The organism is Mesorhizobium sp. B2-8-5, assembly GCF_006440675.2.
In the GTDB taxonomy this organism is placed as follows: domain Bacteria; phylum Pseudomonadota; class Alphaproteobacteria; order Rhizobiales; family Rhizobiaceae; genus Mesorhizobium.
The window spans coordinates 6,348,809-6,365,534 of sequence record NZ_CP083951.1 but is presented as its reverse complement, the minus strand read 5'-3'; the positions used below and the strand labels follow the sequence as shown (position 1 = coordinate 6,365,534).

The following is a 16,726-nucleotide window of genomic DNA, read 5'->3' as shown; positions in this document are numbered from 1 at the left end:
TGAGCGTTGCATTCCATCGCCGCTGCGGGCGTGAGTTTCCCTCAGGCCTGCAGTGAAGATTCTCCCTTGTCGCTTGACTGTCTGCGGGCGACGATCAGCGCCACGCCCGCCGTTTCCAGCATTTTGGCCTCGCGGTCCTCGATGCCGTCGTCGGTGATCACGGTCGCGATGCGCGACAGCCCGCACAGGATCAGGCTGGAGCGCATGCGGAATTTCGAGGAATCGACCAGCACCACCAGCTCGTCGGCCTGGTCGATCAGCTTCTGTTCCGCCTGGATCAGCAGCGGATCGCCTTCCATCAGTCCGAGCGGCCCCAGCCCCTGCGCACCCATGAACATGCGCCGCGCATAGAAGTTGCGCGTCACGTCATTGTCGAAGGGCGACAGGATGATGTTCTGCTCGCGGTAGATCGTGCCGCCCGACAGCATCACCGTGTTCTTCGAGTGCTTGAGCAGATGCTCGGCGATCGGGAAGGAATTGGTGAAGATCGGCATCCGGCGGCCGGTCAGGAAATGCACCATCTGGAAGGTTGTGGTGCCGCCATTGATGATGATCGGCTCGCCGTCCGTGCACAGGTTCACCGCTTCCCGCGCGATCGCCCGCTTTTGCGCGGCGTTCAGCGTTTCGTTGACCGAGAAGGGCCGGCCGGCAAGGCCGATGAACTGCGGCGGCGAGATCGCCTCGGCGCCGCCGCGCACCCGGCGCAAGCGTTTCTGGACATGGAGGGCCGCGATGTCGCGCCGGATCGTCGCCTCGGAGGAGTCCGTCAGCTCGACCATTTCCTGCACCGTCACCACAGGCTTTTCCTGGACGGCGGACAGAATGATCCTGTGGCGCTCTTTCTCGTGCATGGTTCCTCCCTGCCCAAGCATCAGGCCTTAGAAAACGCGCAGTGTCAATCATTTCCGATCAAATATTTTCATTGTGCAGTGCAATATGAGCGATATTGATCGTTTGTGATTGACAAGCGAGGCGCTTGCGTAGACATTCCCGGCGAGAAATGAGGGATGCGGCGTTCGCGCTCCAAGGGAGGATACCTATGCTCGACAAGCGCTCCGGCTCGCGCCTCGCCAATCTTTGGGACGATGCAAAAGCCGAAGGGATGAGCGGTCCCGAGCTCCTGGTCTATCGCTCGAATACGCTGGGGTCCGACAAGCGCGTCACCAATTACGGTGGCGGCAACACCTCGTCCAAGGTCCGGCAGAAGGATCCGCTCACCGGCGAGGAGGTGGAAGTCCTCTGGGTCAAGGGCTCCGGTGGCGACAGCGCCTCGATCAAGCTTGACGGTTTCGCCACGCTTTACATGGACAAGCTGCGTGCCATCAAAGGTCTTTATCGCGGCGTCGAGCACGAGGACGAGATGGTGGGCTACCTGCCCCACTGCACCTTCAACCTCAATCCGCGCGCGGCCTCGATCGACACGCCGCTGCACGCTTACGTGCCGAAGGCTTGCGTCGACCACATGCATCCCGACGCCATCATCGCGGTTGCCGCGGCCAAGGATTCCAAGGCGATCACCAAGGAGATCTTCGGCGACGCCATCGGCTGGCTGCCCTGGAAGCGGCCGGGCTTCGAGCTTGGCCTGTGGCTGGAGAAATTCTGCCTCGAAAACCCCGAGGCCAAGGGCGTCGTGCTGGAAAGCCACGGCCTCTTCACCTGGGGCGACACGCCGAAGGAGTGCTACGAGACGACGATCTCGGTGATCAACCAGGCGATCGACTGGTTCGAGCGGAAATCCGAGGGCAAGGCGATCTTCGGCGGCGAGGCCGTCCAGTCGCTCGAAGCACCGGCACGCCGCGCCATCGCCGCCAAGCTGATGCCGAGGATCCGCGGCCTGATCTCCGAAACAAGCCACAAGCTCGGCCATTTCGACGACCAGCCGGCCGTGCTCGAATTCGTTAACTCCAAGGACTTGCGGCCGCTGGCGGCGCTCGGCACATCATGTCCCGATCACTTCCTGCGCACCAAGATCCGACCGCTGGTCATCGAGTTCGATCCGGCAAAGCCCGAAGTCGACGCCGTCATCGCGCGGCTCGCCGAAGACATTGCCGCCTATCGTGTCGGCTACCAGGCCTATTATGACAGCTGCAAGCATCCGGACTCGCCGGCCATCCGCGATCCCAATGCCGTGGTCTATCTGATGCCCGGCGTCGGCATGTTCACCTTCGCCGGCGACAAGGCGACCGCGCGCATATCCGGCGAGTTCTACGTCAACGCCATCAACGTCATGCGCGGCGCCTCGACGGTCTCGTCCTATGTCGGCCTGCCGGCGCAGGAAGCCTTCGACATCGAATACTGGCAACTCGAGGAAGCCAAGCTCCAGCGCCTGCCGAAGCCGAAGGCGCTGGCCGGCCAGATCGCGCTGGTCACCGGCGGCGCCGGCGGCATCGGCCGCGCCACCGCCAACCGGCTGCTGCGCGAAGGCGCTTGCGTTGTGCTTGCCGATATAGACGAAGCGGCTTTGGCCAGCGCCAATGACGAACTCTCGAAGGCCTACGGAAAAGACGTCGTCCGTCCGGTGCGCATCGATGTCACCTTCGAGGATCAAGTGCTTTCCGGCTTCGCCGAAACTGCGGTCGAATTCGGCGGCGTCGACATCCTGGTCTCGAATGCCGGCCTGGCCTCTTCGGCACCGATCGAGGAGACGACGCTGGCGTTGTGGAACAAGAATATGGACATCCTGTCCACCGGCTATTTCCTCGTCTCGCGCGAGGCTTTCCGCCTGTTCCGCGCCCAGAAGATCGGCGGCAACGTCGTCTTCGTCGCCTCCAAGAACGGCCTCGCCGCATCGCCGAATGCGTCCGCCTATTGCACGGCCAAGGCGGCTGAGATCCATCTTGCCCGCTGCCTGGCGCTGGAGGGCGCGGAAGCCCAGATCAGGGTCAACGTGGTCAATCCGGACGCCGTGCTGCGCGGCTCCAAGATCTGGACCGGCGAGTGGAAGGAACAGCGCGCCGCCGCCTACAAGATGTCGACCGACGATCTCGAGGAGCATTACCGCTCGCGCTCGATGCTGAAGCGCTCGGTCTTCCCGGAAGACATTGCCGAGGCGATCTACTTCTTCGCCTCCGACATGTCGGCCAAATCGACCGGCAATATCGTCAACGTCGACGCCGGCAACGCGCAAAGTTTTACGCGATAAGCTTCCTTCTCCCCGTTCAACGGGGAGAAGGTGCCGGCAGGCGGATGAGGGGCAGCGCCGGCCGAACACGTTTTGGGAGGAAGTGCAGTGTCCGAAACGATAATCTCGACTGATGTCGTCGAAAAAAGCAACGCCGCGCGCAAACCCGACCTCGAGCGCGATTACGCCTCGCTCGGCGAGCGCCTCGACCGGCGCGGCATCGCCATCGACGCGATCCGCGACAAGGTCGAGAAATTCGGCGTGGCTATCCCGTCCTGGGGCGTCGGCACCGGCGGCACGCGCTTCGCCCGCTTTCCGGGTGCCGGCGAGCCGCGCGACATCTTCGACAAGATCGAGGACTGCGCCGTCATCAGCCAGCTGACGCAGGCGACGCCGACCGTCTCGCTGCACATTCCGTGGGACAAAGCCGATGCGAACCGGCTGAAGCAGGCGGCGTCCCGCTTCGGCCTCGGCTTCGACGCGATGAATTCCAACACCTTCTCCGACGCGAAGGACCAGAAGCTTTCCTACAAATTCGGCTCGCTCTCGCATGCCGATGCCGGCACGCGCCGCCAGGCGGTCGAGCACAATCTCGAATGCATCGAGATCGGCAGGACGCTCGGCTCCAAGGCGCTGACGGTATGGATCGGCGACGGCTCGAATTTCCCCGGCCAGGTCAATTTCGCCAAGGCGTTCGAGCGCTATCTCGACGCCATGCGCGAGATTTATGCCGGCCTGCCGGACGACTGGCGGCTGTTCACCGAGCACAAAATGTATGAGCCGGCCTTCTATTCGACGGTCGTGCAGGACTGGGGCACCAACTACATCATCGCCAAGGAGCTCGGCGACAAGGCCTTCTGCCTGGTCGATCTCGGCCACCATGCGCCCAACGTCAACATTGAGATGATCGTGTCGCGGCTGATCCAGTTCGGCAAGCTGGGCGGCTTCCACTTCAACGATTCCAAATATGGCGACGACGATCTCGACGCCGGCTCGATCGACCCCTACCGCCTGTTCCTTGTCTTCAACGAACTGGTCGATGCGGAGCTCGCCGGTGCCAAGGGCTTCGATCCCGCGCATATGCTCGACCAGAGCCACAACGTCACCGATCCGATCGAGAGTCTGATGCTGTCGGCGGTCGAGGTGCAGCGCGCCTATGCGCAGGCGCTGCTGGTCGACCGCAAGGCGCTGGATGGCTTCCAGGAGGAGAACGACGCGCTGATGGCGACGCAGACACTTAAAAGCGCCTACCGCACCGATGTCGAGCCGATCTTGGCGATGGCCAGACTGCGCATTGGCGGCGCGATCGATCCGGTCGCGGCCTATCGCGAGGCCGGCTACCGGGCCAAAGTCGCGGCCGAGCGGCCGACAGTCGCCGGCGGTGGCGGCGGCATCGTCTGACAGGCAGATATCGGATTGATCTGGTCCAGCGCCATTGGCGGTGGACAGGTCCGCCGGCAGGGTCTTTCCTAGGCGTCCCCAACGCCAGGAGCACCGCCATGCCCTTGACCCGTCGGACGCTGATCGGCGTCACCCTTTCGCTCGCAATTGCCCTCGCGCCGCCGACCATCGTCCTTGCCGCCTCGCCGCAACCGGCCAAGGGCGAGCACGGCATGGTGGTGACGGCCCAGCATCTGGCGACCGAGATCGGCGTCGACGTGCTGAAAAAGGGCGGCAATGCGGTCGATGCCGCTGTTGCCGTCGGCTATGCGCTCGCCGTCGTCTATCCCAATGCCGGCAACATCGGCGGCGGCGGGTTTATGACCGTGCGCATGAAGGACGGCCGCACGACCTTCCTCGATTTCCGCGAGCGCGCGCCGCTCGCCGCGACCAAGACCATGTATCTCGACAAGGACGGCAATCCGGTGAAAGGCGCCAGCCTCGACGGCTACCTGGCGGTCGGCGTGCCGGGCTCGGTCGCCGGCTTCGAGATGGCGCGCGAGAAATACGGCACGCTCACCAGGCAGGATCTGATGGCGCCGGCCATTGCCTACGCCAAGGACGGCTTCGTGCTCAACCAGGGCGATGCCGCGTCGTTCGCAGACGGCGCCGATCGTCTGGCAAAGGACCCCGCGGCCGCCGCGGTCTTCCTGAAACCGGATGGCAAGCCTTATGGCATCGGCGAGAGGCTCGTTCAGCCGGACCTCGCCGCCTCGCTGTCGGCGATCTCGGAAAAGGGGCCGGACGCCTTCTACAAGGGCGCTATTGCGGACGCCATCGTCAAGGCGAGCGGCGCCAAGGGCGGCATCCTCGCCAAGGGCGATTTCGAGCAATATGCCGTGCGCGAGCTGAAGCCGGTGACCTGCTCCTATCGCGGCTACGAGATCATCTCCTCGCCGCCGCCGAGTTCGGGCGGCGTCATTATTTGCGAAATCCTCAACGTGCTCGAATTCTACCCGCTCTCCTATCTCGGCCCGGGCTCCGCCGAGACGGTCCATGTCATGGTCGAGGCCATGCGCCATGCCTATGTCGACCGCAACTCGGCGCTGGGCGATCCTGATTTCGTCGACAATCCGGTCTCGAAGCTGCTCGACAAGAACTATGCAAAAGACATCCGCGACAAGATCGATCCGTTCCGCGCCGGCGTGTCGAAGGGCCTGATGCCCAAGGGTTTCGGCGAGTCGAAGGAAACCACTCACTATTCGATCATCGACAATGACGGCAATGCGGTCGCCGTCACCTATACGCTGAACGGCTCCTTCGGCGCCGGGGTCGTCGCCGACGGCACCGGCATCCTGCTCAACAACGAGATGGATGATTTCACGCAGAAGCCCGGCGTGCCGAACCTCTACGGCCTGGTCCAGGGCGAGGCGAATGCCATCCAACCGAAGAAGACGCCTTTATCCTCGATGAGCCCGACCATCGTGACCAAAGACGGCAAGCCGTTCATGGTCATCGGCAGTCCGGGCGGTTCGCGCATCATCACCATCACGCTCGAGGCGATCGTCAACGTCATCGACCACGGCATGGACATCCAGCAGGCGATCGACGCGCCGCGCATCCATCATCAATGGCTGCCGGACACCATCTATGTCGAACCGTTCGGGCTTTCGCCGGACACGGAGAAGCTGCTTGCCGGCATGGGCTACCATCTGGACTTGAGCGACGAGACCTGGGGACAAGCCGCCGGCATTCTGGTCGGCGGCAAGAGCCTCAGCGAGATCGAGAAGGGCGGCGGCGCGCGCTACAACGGCGCCATCGACAGCCGCGCTGCCGCCGGTGAGGCGCTGGGATATTAATTGATCAGGTGACCAGCGTGATGGTCGAGGCGATCAGCATCACGGCGGCGATAGCGACGAAGAGGGCATAGATGCGCGGCCGGTCGAGCAGCAGCGCATTGCCCGAGATCCAGGCCGCCGTGGCGCCGCCAAGCGCGAACAGGAAGCCGTTGCGGTGGCCGAAGGACATGGAGGCGGCCATCAGGCCGCCGATGATCAGCGCGCCGAAGACGATTATGACGGCGACCGCGTATTTCTCGAAATCATTGCCGCCACCCATCGCCGGCCCCATCGCATTGAGATTGGGCAGGTCGTCAGGGTCGAAGGGGCTGGTCGAGCCATATTCGTCTTGACCGAGGGATTCGCGCATCATTCGTTCTCCGCTGAGCGGCAACAAACCATCAACGCCTGCCGAGTGCAACCCGGCAAAGCCGGCACGGCGATGCGTCGCCGCCCCGCTGATGCCCGAGCGCCACGGTTTCCCGGTCGGTTTCAACGAGGTAGCGGCGTTGCGGTTCCACCTAAAGCGCGTCGCGCTGAAGCGGATTCAGGCGACGCGCTTTTAAGGCTTTGTTTTCATGCATGTCGTTATCGCAAAACCGCTGCACACTTTTGCGCGACATGCATTAATTGATCTACCTGGAAAAATCGCTGCGCACGATGCCGTGCCGCTGCAGCTTGTCGTAGAAGGTCTTGCGCGGAATGCCGAGCGCCTCGATGGTGCGGCGGACGTCGCCGTCATTGCGACCAAGTGTCTCGCGGATAATTTCGGCTTCGTAACGATCGAGCCGTTCCGGCAAGGTGCCGATCTCCGTTGCCGCCGGGGAAGACGCTGCGGCAACGTCGTCCAGCCCGAGCACGAAGCGTTCGGCGAAGTGGGCGAGTTCGCGCACATTGCCGGGCCAGTCATGTTCGCCGAGATGGCGCTGAACCGCGGCGGAGATCGCCGGCACGGCGCGCCGGAAACGGGCGGCGGCGCGATCGGCGAAGTAGCCGAACAACAGCGGCACGTCGTCCCGCCTTTCGCGCAGCGGCGGGATCGAAAGCGTCACCACATTGAGCCGGTAGTAGAGATCCTCGCGGAAATTGCCGCGCTGGCCGGCGTCGCCGAGATCGACCTTGGCGGCGGCAACGACGCGCAGGTCGACCGGGCGCACCTCATTGGTACCGAGCGGCGTCACCTCGCGCATTTCCAAGACGCGCAGCATCTGCACCTGCGTCGAGGCCGGCATGCTCTCGATCTCGTCGAGGAACAGCGTGCCGCCGCTCGAATGCTCGATGCGGCCAACGCGCTTCTTCTGCGCGCCGGTGAAGGCGCCGGCCTCGTGTCCGAACAACTCGCTTTCGATGACCGTCTCCGGCAGCGTGCCGCAGTTCAACGCGACGAAATTGCCCTTGGCGCGGCGGCTCCAGCGATGCAGCAGGCTCGCCACCACCTCCTTGCCCGAACCGGTCTCGCCGGTCACCAGAACGTCGACATCGGTGTCGGCGATCTGCCGCAATGTCCGGCGCAGCCGCTCCATGGCCGGCGTCTGGCCGATCAGCGGCAATCCTTCCTGCGCCTGCTCGGCCGCCTGGCGCAAGGCGCGGTTTTCCATCACCAGGCGGCGTTTTTCAGCGGCCCGGGCAACGCTCTGCGCCAGCCTGTCGGCGGCGAAAGGCTTAGTGATGAAGTCGTAGGCGCCGTCCTTGATCGCCTTCACGGCCATCGCGATATCGCCATGGCCGGTGACCAGGATGACGGGGATATCGGGGTCGAGTAGCAGCACGCGATCGAAAAGCTGCAGCCCGTCGATCTCCGGCATGCGGATATCCGACACCACCACGCCGGCGAAATTCCTGTCGAGCGTCGCCAGCGCTTCGCTTGCCACCGAATGGGCCGACACCGCAAAGCCGGCAAGCTCCAGCGTCTGTCTTGTCGCCTTGAGCAGATCGCTGTCGTCATCGATCAGGATCACCGGGGCTGGATCGTGCTTCGTCATGCAGCGCCGGCTTTCGACAGATGGATGGTGAAGCGTGTTCCCTGGCCGCTGCTCGAGACCTCGATGCGCCCGCCATAGTCGGTGACGATGTCCTTGGAAATGACGAGCCCGAGCCCCAGGCCTTTTTCCTTGGAGGTGTTGAAGGGCGTGAACAGCGACTTCAGGATCGCGGGCGGAATGCCCGGGCCGTTGTCCGAGACCATGAGCGCGACGTCATCGCCGATCTCGGCCGCCGAAACCTCGACTTTCGCGTCGTCGCGGCCATCGAGTGCCTCCAGCGCGTTCTGGAAAAGGTTGATCAGCACCTGCTCCAGCCGCAGCCGGTTGCCCATAACCTTCAGCGCCGGCGGCGGCAGCGTGATCGCCAGCGCATCCAGCCGGCCGGCGAAGCGGCTCCTGAGCAGCACGACGGCGCCTTCGATCACGCCGCGCAGTTCCACCGGCTCGGCGGCGGTGCGGCCCTTGCGGGCGAAAGCTTTCAGCTCTTCGGTGATGGAACCGATCCGCTCGGTCAGCGCGGCGATGGCACCAAGGTTCTCCTCGGCTGAGGTGCTCTGCTTGCGTTCGAGGAAGACGCGCGCATTGTCGGCATAGGCGCGGATCGTCGCCACCGGCTGGTTGATCTCATGCGCGACCCCGGCGGCGACCTGGCCAAGCGTGGCAAGCCGGTTGGCCTGCACCAGTTCCTGCTGCATCACCTGCAGCCTGGCTTCTGTGCTGCGATGGTCCGCGATCTCGGCTTGCAGCCGGTCGCGCGCCAGACTCAGATCCTGCGTGCGCTCGACGACCCGGCGCTCGAGCTCGGCGCGCGCGGCCTGTTCGGCGGCAATCCGCATCTGGCCGGATTGCCGGCGCCACAACAGATAGGCGGCAAAGGCAATGAGCGGCACGAGGACACCGAGCGCCAGGAGCCGCATCTCGCGCTGCGCCGCCGCGACCGCTGCTTCGGCAGGAAGGAGATAGTCGAGGCGCCAGGGTGTCGACGGCACGGCGGTGGAAAGCCGCAGATATTCCGCATCGCTGCCGCCGGGCGTGATGGCCTGGACGAGCGCGACATCGGGGCTGAGCGGTTGCGGTTTCGTGATCGGCAAGGGCACCAGCGGCGCATCGCCGAATTGCTGGCTGGCGCGGATGTCGGCCGTAACCGGAGCGGCCAGCGGCGCCGTCGTCATGAAACGCCAGGAGGGCACGCTCGTGATCAGCACCACGCCATGCGCATCGCTGACATAGGCCGGGCGGTTCGCCTCGCGCCAGTCGGACTCGAGCTGGTCGAACTCCATCTTGACCACGACGACGCCGAGCGGCCCCGCAGCGCCGTCGACGCGGCGCGAGATGTAGAGGCCCGGACGTTTGCTGACATTGCCGAGCGCGAAATATTCGGCCGTGCCGGTTTCCATCGCGCCCGAGAAATAGGCGCGAAAACCATAGTCGTTTCCGACGAAGCTCACCGGCTCGCGCCAATTGCTGGAGGCGATCGCCAGGCCGTCCGTGCCGGTGACATAGAGCACCGAGGCCTTGGTGCCCGAGACCAGCCCTTCGAGCTTGCGGTTGAGCACGTCGATCGATGCGGGGTTGCGCTCGGCCAGCGCATCATGCACCTGCTGGTCTTCCGACAGGAGCAGCGGCAGCGCGCGCGGATTTTCCAGCACCGCGCGCAGCAGCGCGACTTTGAGGTTGGCGTCCGTGCGCCCTTGCGCGGTCAGAGCCTCGATCTCGGCCGAGCGACCATAAAGCCCGGCGCCGTAGAGCGCCGCGAGCACGATCAGCAGCGCCACCGCCGTAAACAGCAGCCAGGTGCGCCGTGCCCGCCCGGCAAGCAGTTCGGGCGTTGAGGCGAGGGCAGCGGCCGGGCGTTGCAGCATGCCGCATCTGTGCATGATTTCGCACAAAGCGCAATTCAACCTATGCGGATAGCCGCACTAGTGTTCTCCAACACGCTTGTCGCCGGATCGAAAAATCCAACAAAATCAACAGAGCGAGATTCCGGACATCATCTGGCACGCGGGTTGCAAATGCATCCGCAGCAGCCGCGAGGCTGTGGAGGTCAACAGCCCCCTGGGAGGTCGAACGTCTCGATCGGGGGCCGAACGGAGGACATCATGCAGACAGCAATCGCTGCCGCCGAACCGCGCGGCAAGGTTCCCTTTTACCGGCATCTCTATGTGCAGGTCCTGGTGGCGATTGCCGCCGGTATCCTGCTTGGCCATTTCTACCCCGACCTGGGCGCATCGCTGAAACCGCTTGGCGACGCCTTCATCAAGCTGGTCAAGATGGTGATCGCGCCGGTGATCTTCCTCACCGTGGCGACCGGCATTGCCGGTGTCTCCGACCTGCACAAGGTCGGCCGCGTCGCCGGCAAGGCGATGATCTATTTCCTCGTCTTCTCGACATTGGCGCTCGTCGTCGGCCTGGTCGTGTCGAACGTCATCCAGCCCGGCGCCGGCATGCACATCAATCCCGCGACCCTCGACCCTTCGAAGGTGGCGACCTTCACCGAGAAGGCGCATGACTCTTCCATCGTCGGCTTCCTGATGAACATCATCCCCGACACCATCACCGGCGCCTTCGCGCAGGGCGACATCCTGCAGGTCCTGTTCTTCTCGGTGCTGTTCGGCATAGCGCTGGCGCTGGTCGGCGAGCGCGGCCGCCCCGTGGTCGATTTCCTGCAGGCGCTGACCTCGCCGGTCTTCCGCCTCGTCGCCATCCTGATGAAGGCGGCGCCCATCGGCGCCTTCGGCGCCATGGCCTTCACCGTCGGCAAATACGGCATCGGCGCGATCGCCAACCTCGCCATGCTGATCGGCACCTTCTATCTGACATCGCTGCTCTTCGTGCTCGTCGTGCTCGGCACTGTGGCATGGTACAACGGCTTCTCCATCCTGGCGCTGATCCGATACATCAAGGAAGAATTGCTCCTGGTGCTCGGCACATCGTCGTCGGAAGCAGCACTTCCCGGTCTGATGGCCAAGATGGAGCGCGCCGGCTGCAACCGCTCGGTGGTCGGCCTGGTCATCCCGACCGGCTATTCCTTCAACCTCGACGGCACCAACATCTACATGACGCTGGCAGCACTTTTCATCGCCCAGGCGACCGACACGCCGCTCACCTTCGGCGACCAGATCCTGCTCTTGCTCGTCGCCATGCTGAGCTCGAAGGGTGCCGCCGGCATCACCGGCGCCGGCTTCATCACACTGGCCGCGACGCTCTCGGTAGTGCCCTCCGTGCCGGTCGCCGGCATGGCGCTGATCCTCGGCGTCGACCGCTTCATGTCGGAATGCCGCGCGCTCACCAACTTCGTCGGCAACGCGGTCGCGACCATCGTCGTGGCGCGCTGGGAAGGTGAGCTCGACCAGACCAGGTTCGCCGCCGCCATGGCCGGCCAGTTGTCGGAAGAAGCCGACCTCGCGTTGTCGGGCGGCCTGCAGCCTGCCTAGCCAACCAGCATCCTCCCGATGCCGAACAGGTCGCGGCAATCGCCGCGGCCTGTTCTTTTTGTCGGCCGCCGCATAGGCTGCGCGAGCCGGATTCCCGGCGAAACATTCAGCCGAGAGGGCGGTCGATGAGCAGTGCGTATCCCGAGATCTATCTTGTCCGTCATGGCGAGACCGAGTGGAGTCTCTCGGGCAGGCATACCGGCCGCACCGACATCCCCCTGACCGCGAAAGGCGAGGAGGCCGCGCGCGGCGTCGCCGACCGGCTCAAGGGCCTGACTTTCCAGGCCGTCTGGTCGAGCCCGTCGCAGCGCGCTTTCGACACCTGCCGCCTCGCTGGCTTCGGCGAGCGCGCGGTCAAGAAGCCGGACCTGCAGGAATGGGATTACGGCGCCTATGAAGGCGTGACTACCAAGGAGATATTGTCCAAGCGGCCCGGCTGGCAGTTGTTTCGCGACGGCTGCCCGGGCGGCGAGACGGCGGCCGATGTCGGCGCCCGCGCCGATACCATCATCGCCGGGATGCGCGCAGTTGCCGGTAATGTGCTCATCTTCTCCAGCTCGCATTTCCTGCGTGTGTTCGCGGCGCGCTGGGTCGGCCTGCCGCCGGCAGGCGGCGAGCACTTCGTGCTCGATACCGCCAGCCTCAGCATCCTGGGCTACGAGCACGACCTGAAAGAGCCCGTCATCCGGAGGTGGAACCAGAAGTAGTCCGGTTGGGCAGCAGCCCAGGTGCCTCTTGCGACTGGTCGAAACCCCTCGGCTTCGTCATTCCAGGGCGAAGCAAGGAGCGAAGCGACGCGGCGCAGACCCTGGAATCCATGCCGTTACCTACAAGCGTTGCGGCGGTCCAAAACGACCTCTGTCTTGCGCCGCTTTTGCCCTTCGGGCGAGGTCACGGAATGGATCCTCGGGTCTACGCGTCCGCTTCACCCGTGGATGACGAAGTTCGGGCGCAGCCATTGGGGTCGAGGCCTACGCTGAAAGCATCGCCAACTCTTCGGCCGTGAGGTGCCGCGCCTTGCCCTTGGCGAGCTCGCCGAGCTGCAATCCGCCGATCGCCACCCTGATCAGCCGCAGCACCTCGATGTCGAAAGCGCCGAGCAGCCTGCGGATCTGCCGGTTGCGTCCCTCGTCGAGCACGATCTCCAGCCACGCCGTCCGCCCGCCGCTGCGCAACAGCATGATCGAGCTTGCGGTGAGCAACGCGCCGTCGACGACCGCCCCTTGGCGAAAGCGCTCCAGCATCGCTTCCTCGGGCACGGCCGCGATCTGCACGTGATAGGTCTTGGCGACATGCGAGGCGGGGTCGAGCAGACCGTTCGCCCAGCGCGTGTCGTTGCTCATCAAAAGCAGCCCTTCGCTCGCCTTGTCGAGGCGGCCAACGGGTGACACGAAGGGCAGGTCGAGCCCTTCCAGGCAGTCATAGACGGTGCCGCGGCCTTCGGGGTCGTCGCGGGTCGTGACCAGCCCGCGCGGCTTGTTGAGCATCAGATAGACCTTGCGCTCGGCAACGACGCGCTCGCCGTCGACGGTGATGCGGTCGCGGTCGGGATCGATGCGCAGCAAGGCATCGCGCACCGTCTTGCCGCCGACCTGTACCCGCCCCTCGGCGACGAAACGCTCGGCCTGCGTGCGCGAGCAGAAGCCAAGCTTGGAAAGCGCTCGGGCGAGGCTGACCTTTGGGGTTGCTGATCGTCGGTCGGGTCGGCGTGCCACTGTCTCTGTCTTCGGACTTGCTCAAAACGCTGCAATCGATGCCACGCCTGCCGAGATGGGCGCAAGCGGCTCCATTACCCGGTTCGGGTCGCCGATTTCACTCCTGCGGCGCGCTCAACCGCCGGTAGGAGATGCCGTCGAATGTTGCCGTCACGAAGCTTTTGACCGACATTTTGCGCTTGTGCCCGTCGCTGCAGGCATAAAGCGGCCAGCCGGCCTCGCTGCATTCGCTGGCCATGCAGATGCGGGTCACGCAGTTGCCTGCGGTCAGCCGGAAGCCACCCTTGCCGGCAAAGCCCTGCAGCAGACTGCCATCCGAGGAACGCCATGTCCGTTGTTGGAATTCAGGCCGCAGCAGCCGAGGCTCGAGCGGGGCGGCCAAACCGGCCTGGTCCGTATGGCCCGAATATTGAAGCCGATAGCGCGCCATGCCGGTCGTGTACGCGGTGACGAGATCGGATTGGCCCGAATATGCCGCCGACAGCTCGGGACGATCGAAAAGATGGGAGGCGCGTGTCTCCGCCCCTGACGGTCTCGTCAGGGCAGCGATGGCGACAAGGGCCAGGCAGACGCGCAGCATCCCGATTTCCAGCAGCCATACCGATCCGGCATGCCGGTTTGCCCCGGCTGCGTTTACTACAATTCCGCCAAACAATGCTCTGTGCAAGTCGCCGTTGCCGGGGAAGACGCCTTTCATGCGGAGCCCTGAGCTACGCGCGAGCCAAAATCGGGCAATCAGCCGGCGGGGTTCATTCGTGCGAGGCAGCGGGCCTGGTCGCGTGGCCGCCCGAGTTCCTCGTAGCGGCCTGCCGCCTCCTCGAAGGCCGCCAGCGCGCGCATTTCCTTGTTCTGCGCCCGCCGCTGCACGCCGCGCGCCTCCCAGAGCGCCGCGGCCCAGGGGCCGCCTTGCCACATGCCGGCGATGCGCTCGGCATCGTTCAGGCGGCGATCGACCTGTTCCAGGTCGCCGGCTTCTGCAAGGGCTATCGCCGACGCGGTGCGCAGCGCCATCGAACAGGGCTGGCAGGCGCCGGGGATCAGCAGCCGGTCGCCGGCGAGGATTTCCTCGGCTACCATCTTGGGCGTGGAGGCGGCGCGTACGGCCAATGCCTGCATGCGCATGATCAGGTGTGGGGAAAGCCAGGATCGTTCCGCATCCGCCAGGCCGCGGCGGATGAGACGGCCGGCTCGCCACCTTTGGCCGCGTTCCAGCGCGATCTCGGCCAGCCGCTCGATTGCAAGCACGCGGCCTGCCACGGCATCCGCTTCCTGAAGCAATTGTTCCGCCGCAGCAAGGAAGCCTTCGGCGCCGTCGAGATCGCCCGAGAAAAGCGAGGCCTCTCCAAGCAGGAGGCAAGCGAGACCGCGGCCCGCGCTCGATCCGGCCTCTTCGGCCACGGTTAGCAATTCCCGCGCAAGTCCGGCGACCTCGGCATGGCCCTTCGCGCTGCACAGACAGAATTCGGAAAGGCACAGATGACCGTCGAACACATGCTGAACGAAGGCGGGTTTGGCGCGGACCCATTCGATGAATTCGGACCGGAACAGTTGCGGCCACCGGGCTTGCATCATCGATGCGATGCCCAGCAAGGCGCTGGACTCGCCGACCTCGCGCGGCAGGTCGGCGCCGAGTGCAAGGTCACGCGTGCGCCGGGCGATTTCGCTTGCCTTGTCGAATTCGCCGCTTTGCAGATGCACCAGCCCCCAGGCGAGCGACGTGCGTATCTGCTCCACCGGGCTGACGGTCTCCGTGCCGGACAGCGCCAGGGCCTTCTCGTAGAGCGCGATGGTGGCGGCGCTCGGCCCGACGCCGAGTTCGGCATGCAGATTGTCGCGAAGCTGATTGAATTGGCGGATCGCTTCCACGCGGTTGCCCGCATCGAGTGCTACCTGCATCAGCGCGCATTGCGCCTGCTCGTCGGCCGGGTCGAGCGCGATCAGTCGCTGCCAGAGATTGCCGGCGCGCAGGAGGTCGCTATAGCGCTGCTGCAGTTGCGCGCGCGGGGCGTCCAGCCATTCGACGAACAGATCGTCGGGCAGGAGCCTGCCTCCGTAGAGGTCGGCGGCGTGTGCGAAGGCCTTGCTGTCGTCGCCTCGCAGGGCGGCCTTCGCGGCGGTCTCGAAGCTCTCCGTGTCGATCGCCAGTTCGACATCCGGGGCGAGCGCCACGATATCGTTGCTCACGTCGATCAGGTCGCGGCTGCCCAGCGCGCGGCGTGCGAAATGGACCGCCTTGCGCAGGCTGGCGCCGGCGGCGTCGGGGTCCGCGTCTGGCCAGAAGGTCTCCATGATCTGCTCGCGGTGGGCGCGATGTCCAGGCCGCAAGGCAAGCAGCTTGACCAAAGCCGCGGCGCGGTCGCGCCGCCACTCGGCCGCCGGGACCACCCGGTCATCGACGCTGACGGCGAACCGGCCGAGGAGGTGGATCGAAACGCGCATGCATTCACCGTCCGGAAGAAGGGCACCGCCGCCGAAGCCGTCACCGGGCGGCCGTCGTCGGGGAACGCTGGCGGAACATAGATTTCCTAATTTAGCGCCGCAATCGAATTCCAACCGGAAAGGAACACAACCATGTCACTCCGTATCGCAGACATCGCCCCCGACTTCATGGCCGACACCACCGAGGGTCCGATTTCCTTCCATGAATGGCTGGGCAAGGATTGGGGCATCCTCTTCTCGCATCCGAAGGACTACACGCCGGTCTGCACGACCGAGCTCGGCTACATGGCGCGTCTGAAGCCCGAGTTCGACAAGCGCGGCGTGAAAATCATCGGCCTCTCCGTCGACCCCGTCGAGAAGCATGCAGGCTGGGCAAAGGACATCGCCGAAACGCAGGGGACGGCCCCCAACTTCCCGATGATCGGCGATCCGACGCTGGCCGTCTCCCAGCTTTACGACATGCTGCCGGCCTCGGCCGGCAACACGGCCGACGGCCGCACCGCAGCCGACAACCAGACGGTGCGCAATGTCTACGTCATCGGCCCCGACAAGAAGATCAAGCTGGTCATTTCCTATCCGATGACGACTGGCCGCAACTTCGATGAGGTGCTGCGCGTCATCGACTCCCTGCAGCTGACGGCCAAGCACCGCCTGGCGACCCCCGTCAACTGGAAGCCCGGCGACGACGTCATCATCGCTGGCTCGGTGTCGAACGACGAGGCCAGGCAGCTCTATCCGCAGGGCTGGAAGGAACCTAAGCCCTACATTCGCATCGTGCCGCAGCCCGTCCTCACCTGACGAGTGCAAGCGGCAAGCC

The 16,726-nt window shown here is 64.9% G+C and carries 13 protein-coding genes; 6 read left to right on the top strand and 7 right to left on the bottom strand.

Annotated elements, in window-relative coordinates; translation table 11 throughout:
* Positions 1-41: 41 nt before the first annotated feature.
* Positions 42-851, bottom strand: coding sequence for a DeoR/GlpR family DNA-binding transcription regulator (locus FJ430_RS31120; RefSeq protein ID WP_140706285.1), 810 nt, complete (start codon positions 849-851; stop codon positions 42-44).
* A gap of 188 nt (positions 852-1,039) precedes the next feature.
* On the opposite strand from FJ430_RS31120, the gene FJ430_RS31115 reads away from it, so the two are divergent.
* The 3 genes from FJ430_RS31115 to ggt all read left to right on the top strand — a co-directional run bounded on the left by FJ430_RS31115 (position 1,040) and on the right by ggt (position 6,360).
* Positions 1,040-3,142 (top strand): bifunctional rhamnulose-1-phosphate aldolase/short-chain dehydrogenase, encoded by a 2,103-nt coding sequence (locus FJ430_RS31115; RefSeq protein WP_140706282.1) that lies wholly within the window; start codon positions 1,040-1,042, stop codon positions 3,140-3,142.
* A gap of 87 nt (positions 3,143-3,229) precedes the next feature.
* Positions 3,230-4,522, top strand: coding sequence for an L-rhamnose catabolism isomerase (rhaI, locus tag FJ430_RS31110; RefSeq protein WP_140706280.1), 1,293 nt, complete (start codon positions 3,230-3,232; stop codon positions 4,520-4,522).
* 98 nt (positions 4,523-4,620) lie between these two features.
* Positions 4,621-6,360 carry a gamma-glutamyltransferase gene (gene ggt / locus FJ430_RS31105; RefSeq protein ID WP_140706278.1) on the top strand — a complete coding sequence of 580 codons (1,740 nt, stop codon included), beginning with the start codon at positions 4,621-4,623 and terminating at the stop codon, positions 6,358-6,360.
* A gap of 4 nt (positions 6,361-6,364) precedes the next feature.
* On the opposite strand, the gene FJ430_RS31100 is transcribed toward ggt, so the two are convergent.
* From FJ430_RS31100 to FJ430_RS31090, 3 genes are all read right to left on the bottom strand, one after another.
* Positions 6,365-6,712 carry a hypothetical protein gene (locus FJ430_RS31100; RefSeq protein WP_224608676.1) on the bottom strand — a complete coding sequence of 116 codons (348 nt, stop codon included), beginning with the start codon at positions 6,710-6,712 and terminating at the stop codon, positions 6,365-6,367.
* Positions 6,713-6,974: 262 nt separating this feature from the next.
* Positions 6,975-8,321, bottom strand: a complete 1,347-nt coding sequence (locus tag FJ430_RS31095; RefSeq protein WP_140706276.1) for a sigma-54-dependent transcriptional regulator — start codon at positions 8,319-8,321, stop codon at positions 6,975-6,977.
* Complete coding sequence (locus tag FJ430_RS31090; protein WP_140706273.1) at positions 8,318-10,183, bottom strand: sensor histidine kinase; 1,866 nt, start codon at positions 10,181-10,183, stop codon at positions 8,318-8,320. Before FJ430_RS31090 ends, FJ430_RS31095 begins: the two co-directional genes overlap by 4 nt.
* 237 nt (positions 10,184-10,420) lie before the next feature.
* Here FJ430_RS31090 and FJ430_RS31085 point away from each other — a divergent pair, with 237 nt between their 5' ends.
* Together FJ430_RS31085 and FJ430_RS31080 are read left to right on the top strand one after the other, a co-directional pair.
* Positions 10,421-11,755: a dicarboxylate/amino acid:cation symporter gene (locus tag FJ430_RS31085; protein WP_140706271.1), complete on the top strand. Its 1,335-nt coding sequence runs from the start codon at positions 10,421-10,423 to the stop codon at positions 11,753-11,755.
* Positions 11,756-11,880: 125 nt separating this feature from the next.
* Positions 11,881-12,462: a histidine phosphatase family protein gene (locus FJ430_RS31080; protein WP_140706269.1), complete on the top strand. Its 582-nt coding sequence runs from the start codon at positions 11,881-11,883 to the stop codon at positions 12,460-12,462.
* 264 nt (positions 12,463-12,726) lie between these two features.
* On the opposite strand, the gene FJ430_RS31075 is transcribed toward FJ430_RS31080, so the two are convergent.
* The 3 genes from FJ430_RS31075 to FJ430_RS31065 form a co-directional block, all read right to left on the bottom strand.
* A complete protein-coding gene (locus tag FJ430_RS31075; RefSeq protein WP_140706267.1) occupies positions 12,727-13,470 on the bottom strand; it encodes a pseudouridine synthase in 744 nt (247 codons plus the stop codon).
* 97 nt (positions 13,471-13,567) lie between these two features.
* Positions 13,568-14,167, bottom strand: coding sequence for a hypothetical protein (locus FJ430_RS31070; RefSeq protein WP_226892022.1), 600 nt, complete (start codon positions 14,165-14,167; stop codon positions 13,568-13,570).
* 38 nt (positions 14,168-14,205) lie between these two features.
* Entirely contained in the window at positions 14,206-15,909 is a 1,704-nt protein-coding gene (locus FJ430_RS31065; protein ID WP_140647409.1) for a BTAD domain-containing putative transcriptional regulator, read from the bottom strand.
* Positions 15,910-16,041: 132 nt separating this feature from the next.
* On the opposite strand from FJ430_RS31065, the gene FJ430_RS31060 reads away from it, so the two are divergent.
* Positions 16,042-16,707 carry a peroxiredoxin gene (locus FJ430_RS31060; RefSeq protein ID WP_140647410.1) on the top strand — a complete coding sequence of 222 codons (666 nt, stop codon included), beginning with the start codon at positions 16,042-16,044 and terminating at the stop codon, positions 16,705-16,707.
* The last annotated feature ends 19 nt before the right edge of the window (positions 16,708-16,726 follow it).

Bases quoted from the DNA above. Each gene is read 5' to 3' on its own strand.
- FJ430_RS31120 (WP_140706285.1), bottom strand. From the start codon at position 851: ATGCACGAGAAAGAGCGCCACAGGATCATTCTGTCCGCCGTCCAGGAA.
- FJ430_RS31115 (WP_140706282.1), top strand. From the start codon at position 1,040: ATGCTCGACAAGCGCTCCGGCTCGCGCCTCGCCAATCTTTGGGACGAT.
- ggt (WP_140706278.1), top strand. From the start codon at position 4,621: ATGCCCTTGACCCGTCGGACGCTGATCGGCGTCACCCTTTCGCTCGCA.
- FJ430_RS31100 (WP_224608676.1), bottom strand. From the start codon at position 6,712: ATGATGCGCGAATCCCTCGGTCAAGACGAATATGGCTCGACCAGCCCC.
- FJ430_RS31095 (WP_140706276.1), bottom strand. From the start codon at position 8,321: ATGACGAAGCACGATCCAGCCCCGGTGATCCTGATCGATGACGACAGC.
- FJ430_RS31090 (WP_140706273.1), bottom strand. From the start codon at position 10,183: ATGCTGCAACGCCCGGCCGCTGCCCTCGCCTCAACGCCCGAACTGCTT.
- FJ430_RS31085 (WP_140706271.1), top strand. From the start codon at position 10,421: ATGCAGACAGCAATCGCTGCCGCCGAACCGCGCGGCAAGGTTCCCTTT.
- FJ430_RS31080 (WP_140706269.1), top strand. From the start codon at position 11,881: ATGAGCAGTGCGTATCCCGAGATCTATCTTGTCCGTCATGGCGAGACC.
- FJ430_RS31070 (WP_226892022.1), bottom strand. From the start codon at position 14,167: ATGAAAGGCGTCTTCCCCGGCAACGGCGACTTGCACAGAGCATTGTTT.
- FJ430_RS31065 (WP_140647409.1), bottom strand. From the start codon at position 15,909: ATGCGCGTTTCGATCCACCTCCTCGGCCGGTTCGCCGTCAGCGTCGAT.
- FJ430_RS31060 (WP_140647410.1), top strand. From the start codon at position 16,042: ATGTCACTCCGTATCGCAGACATCGCCCCCGACTTCATGGCCGACACC.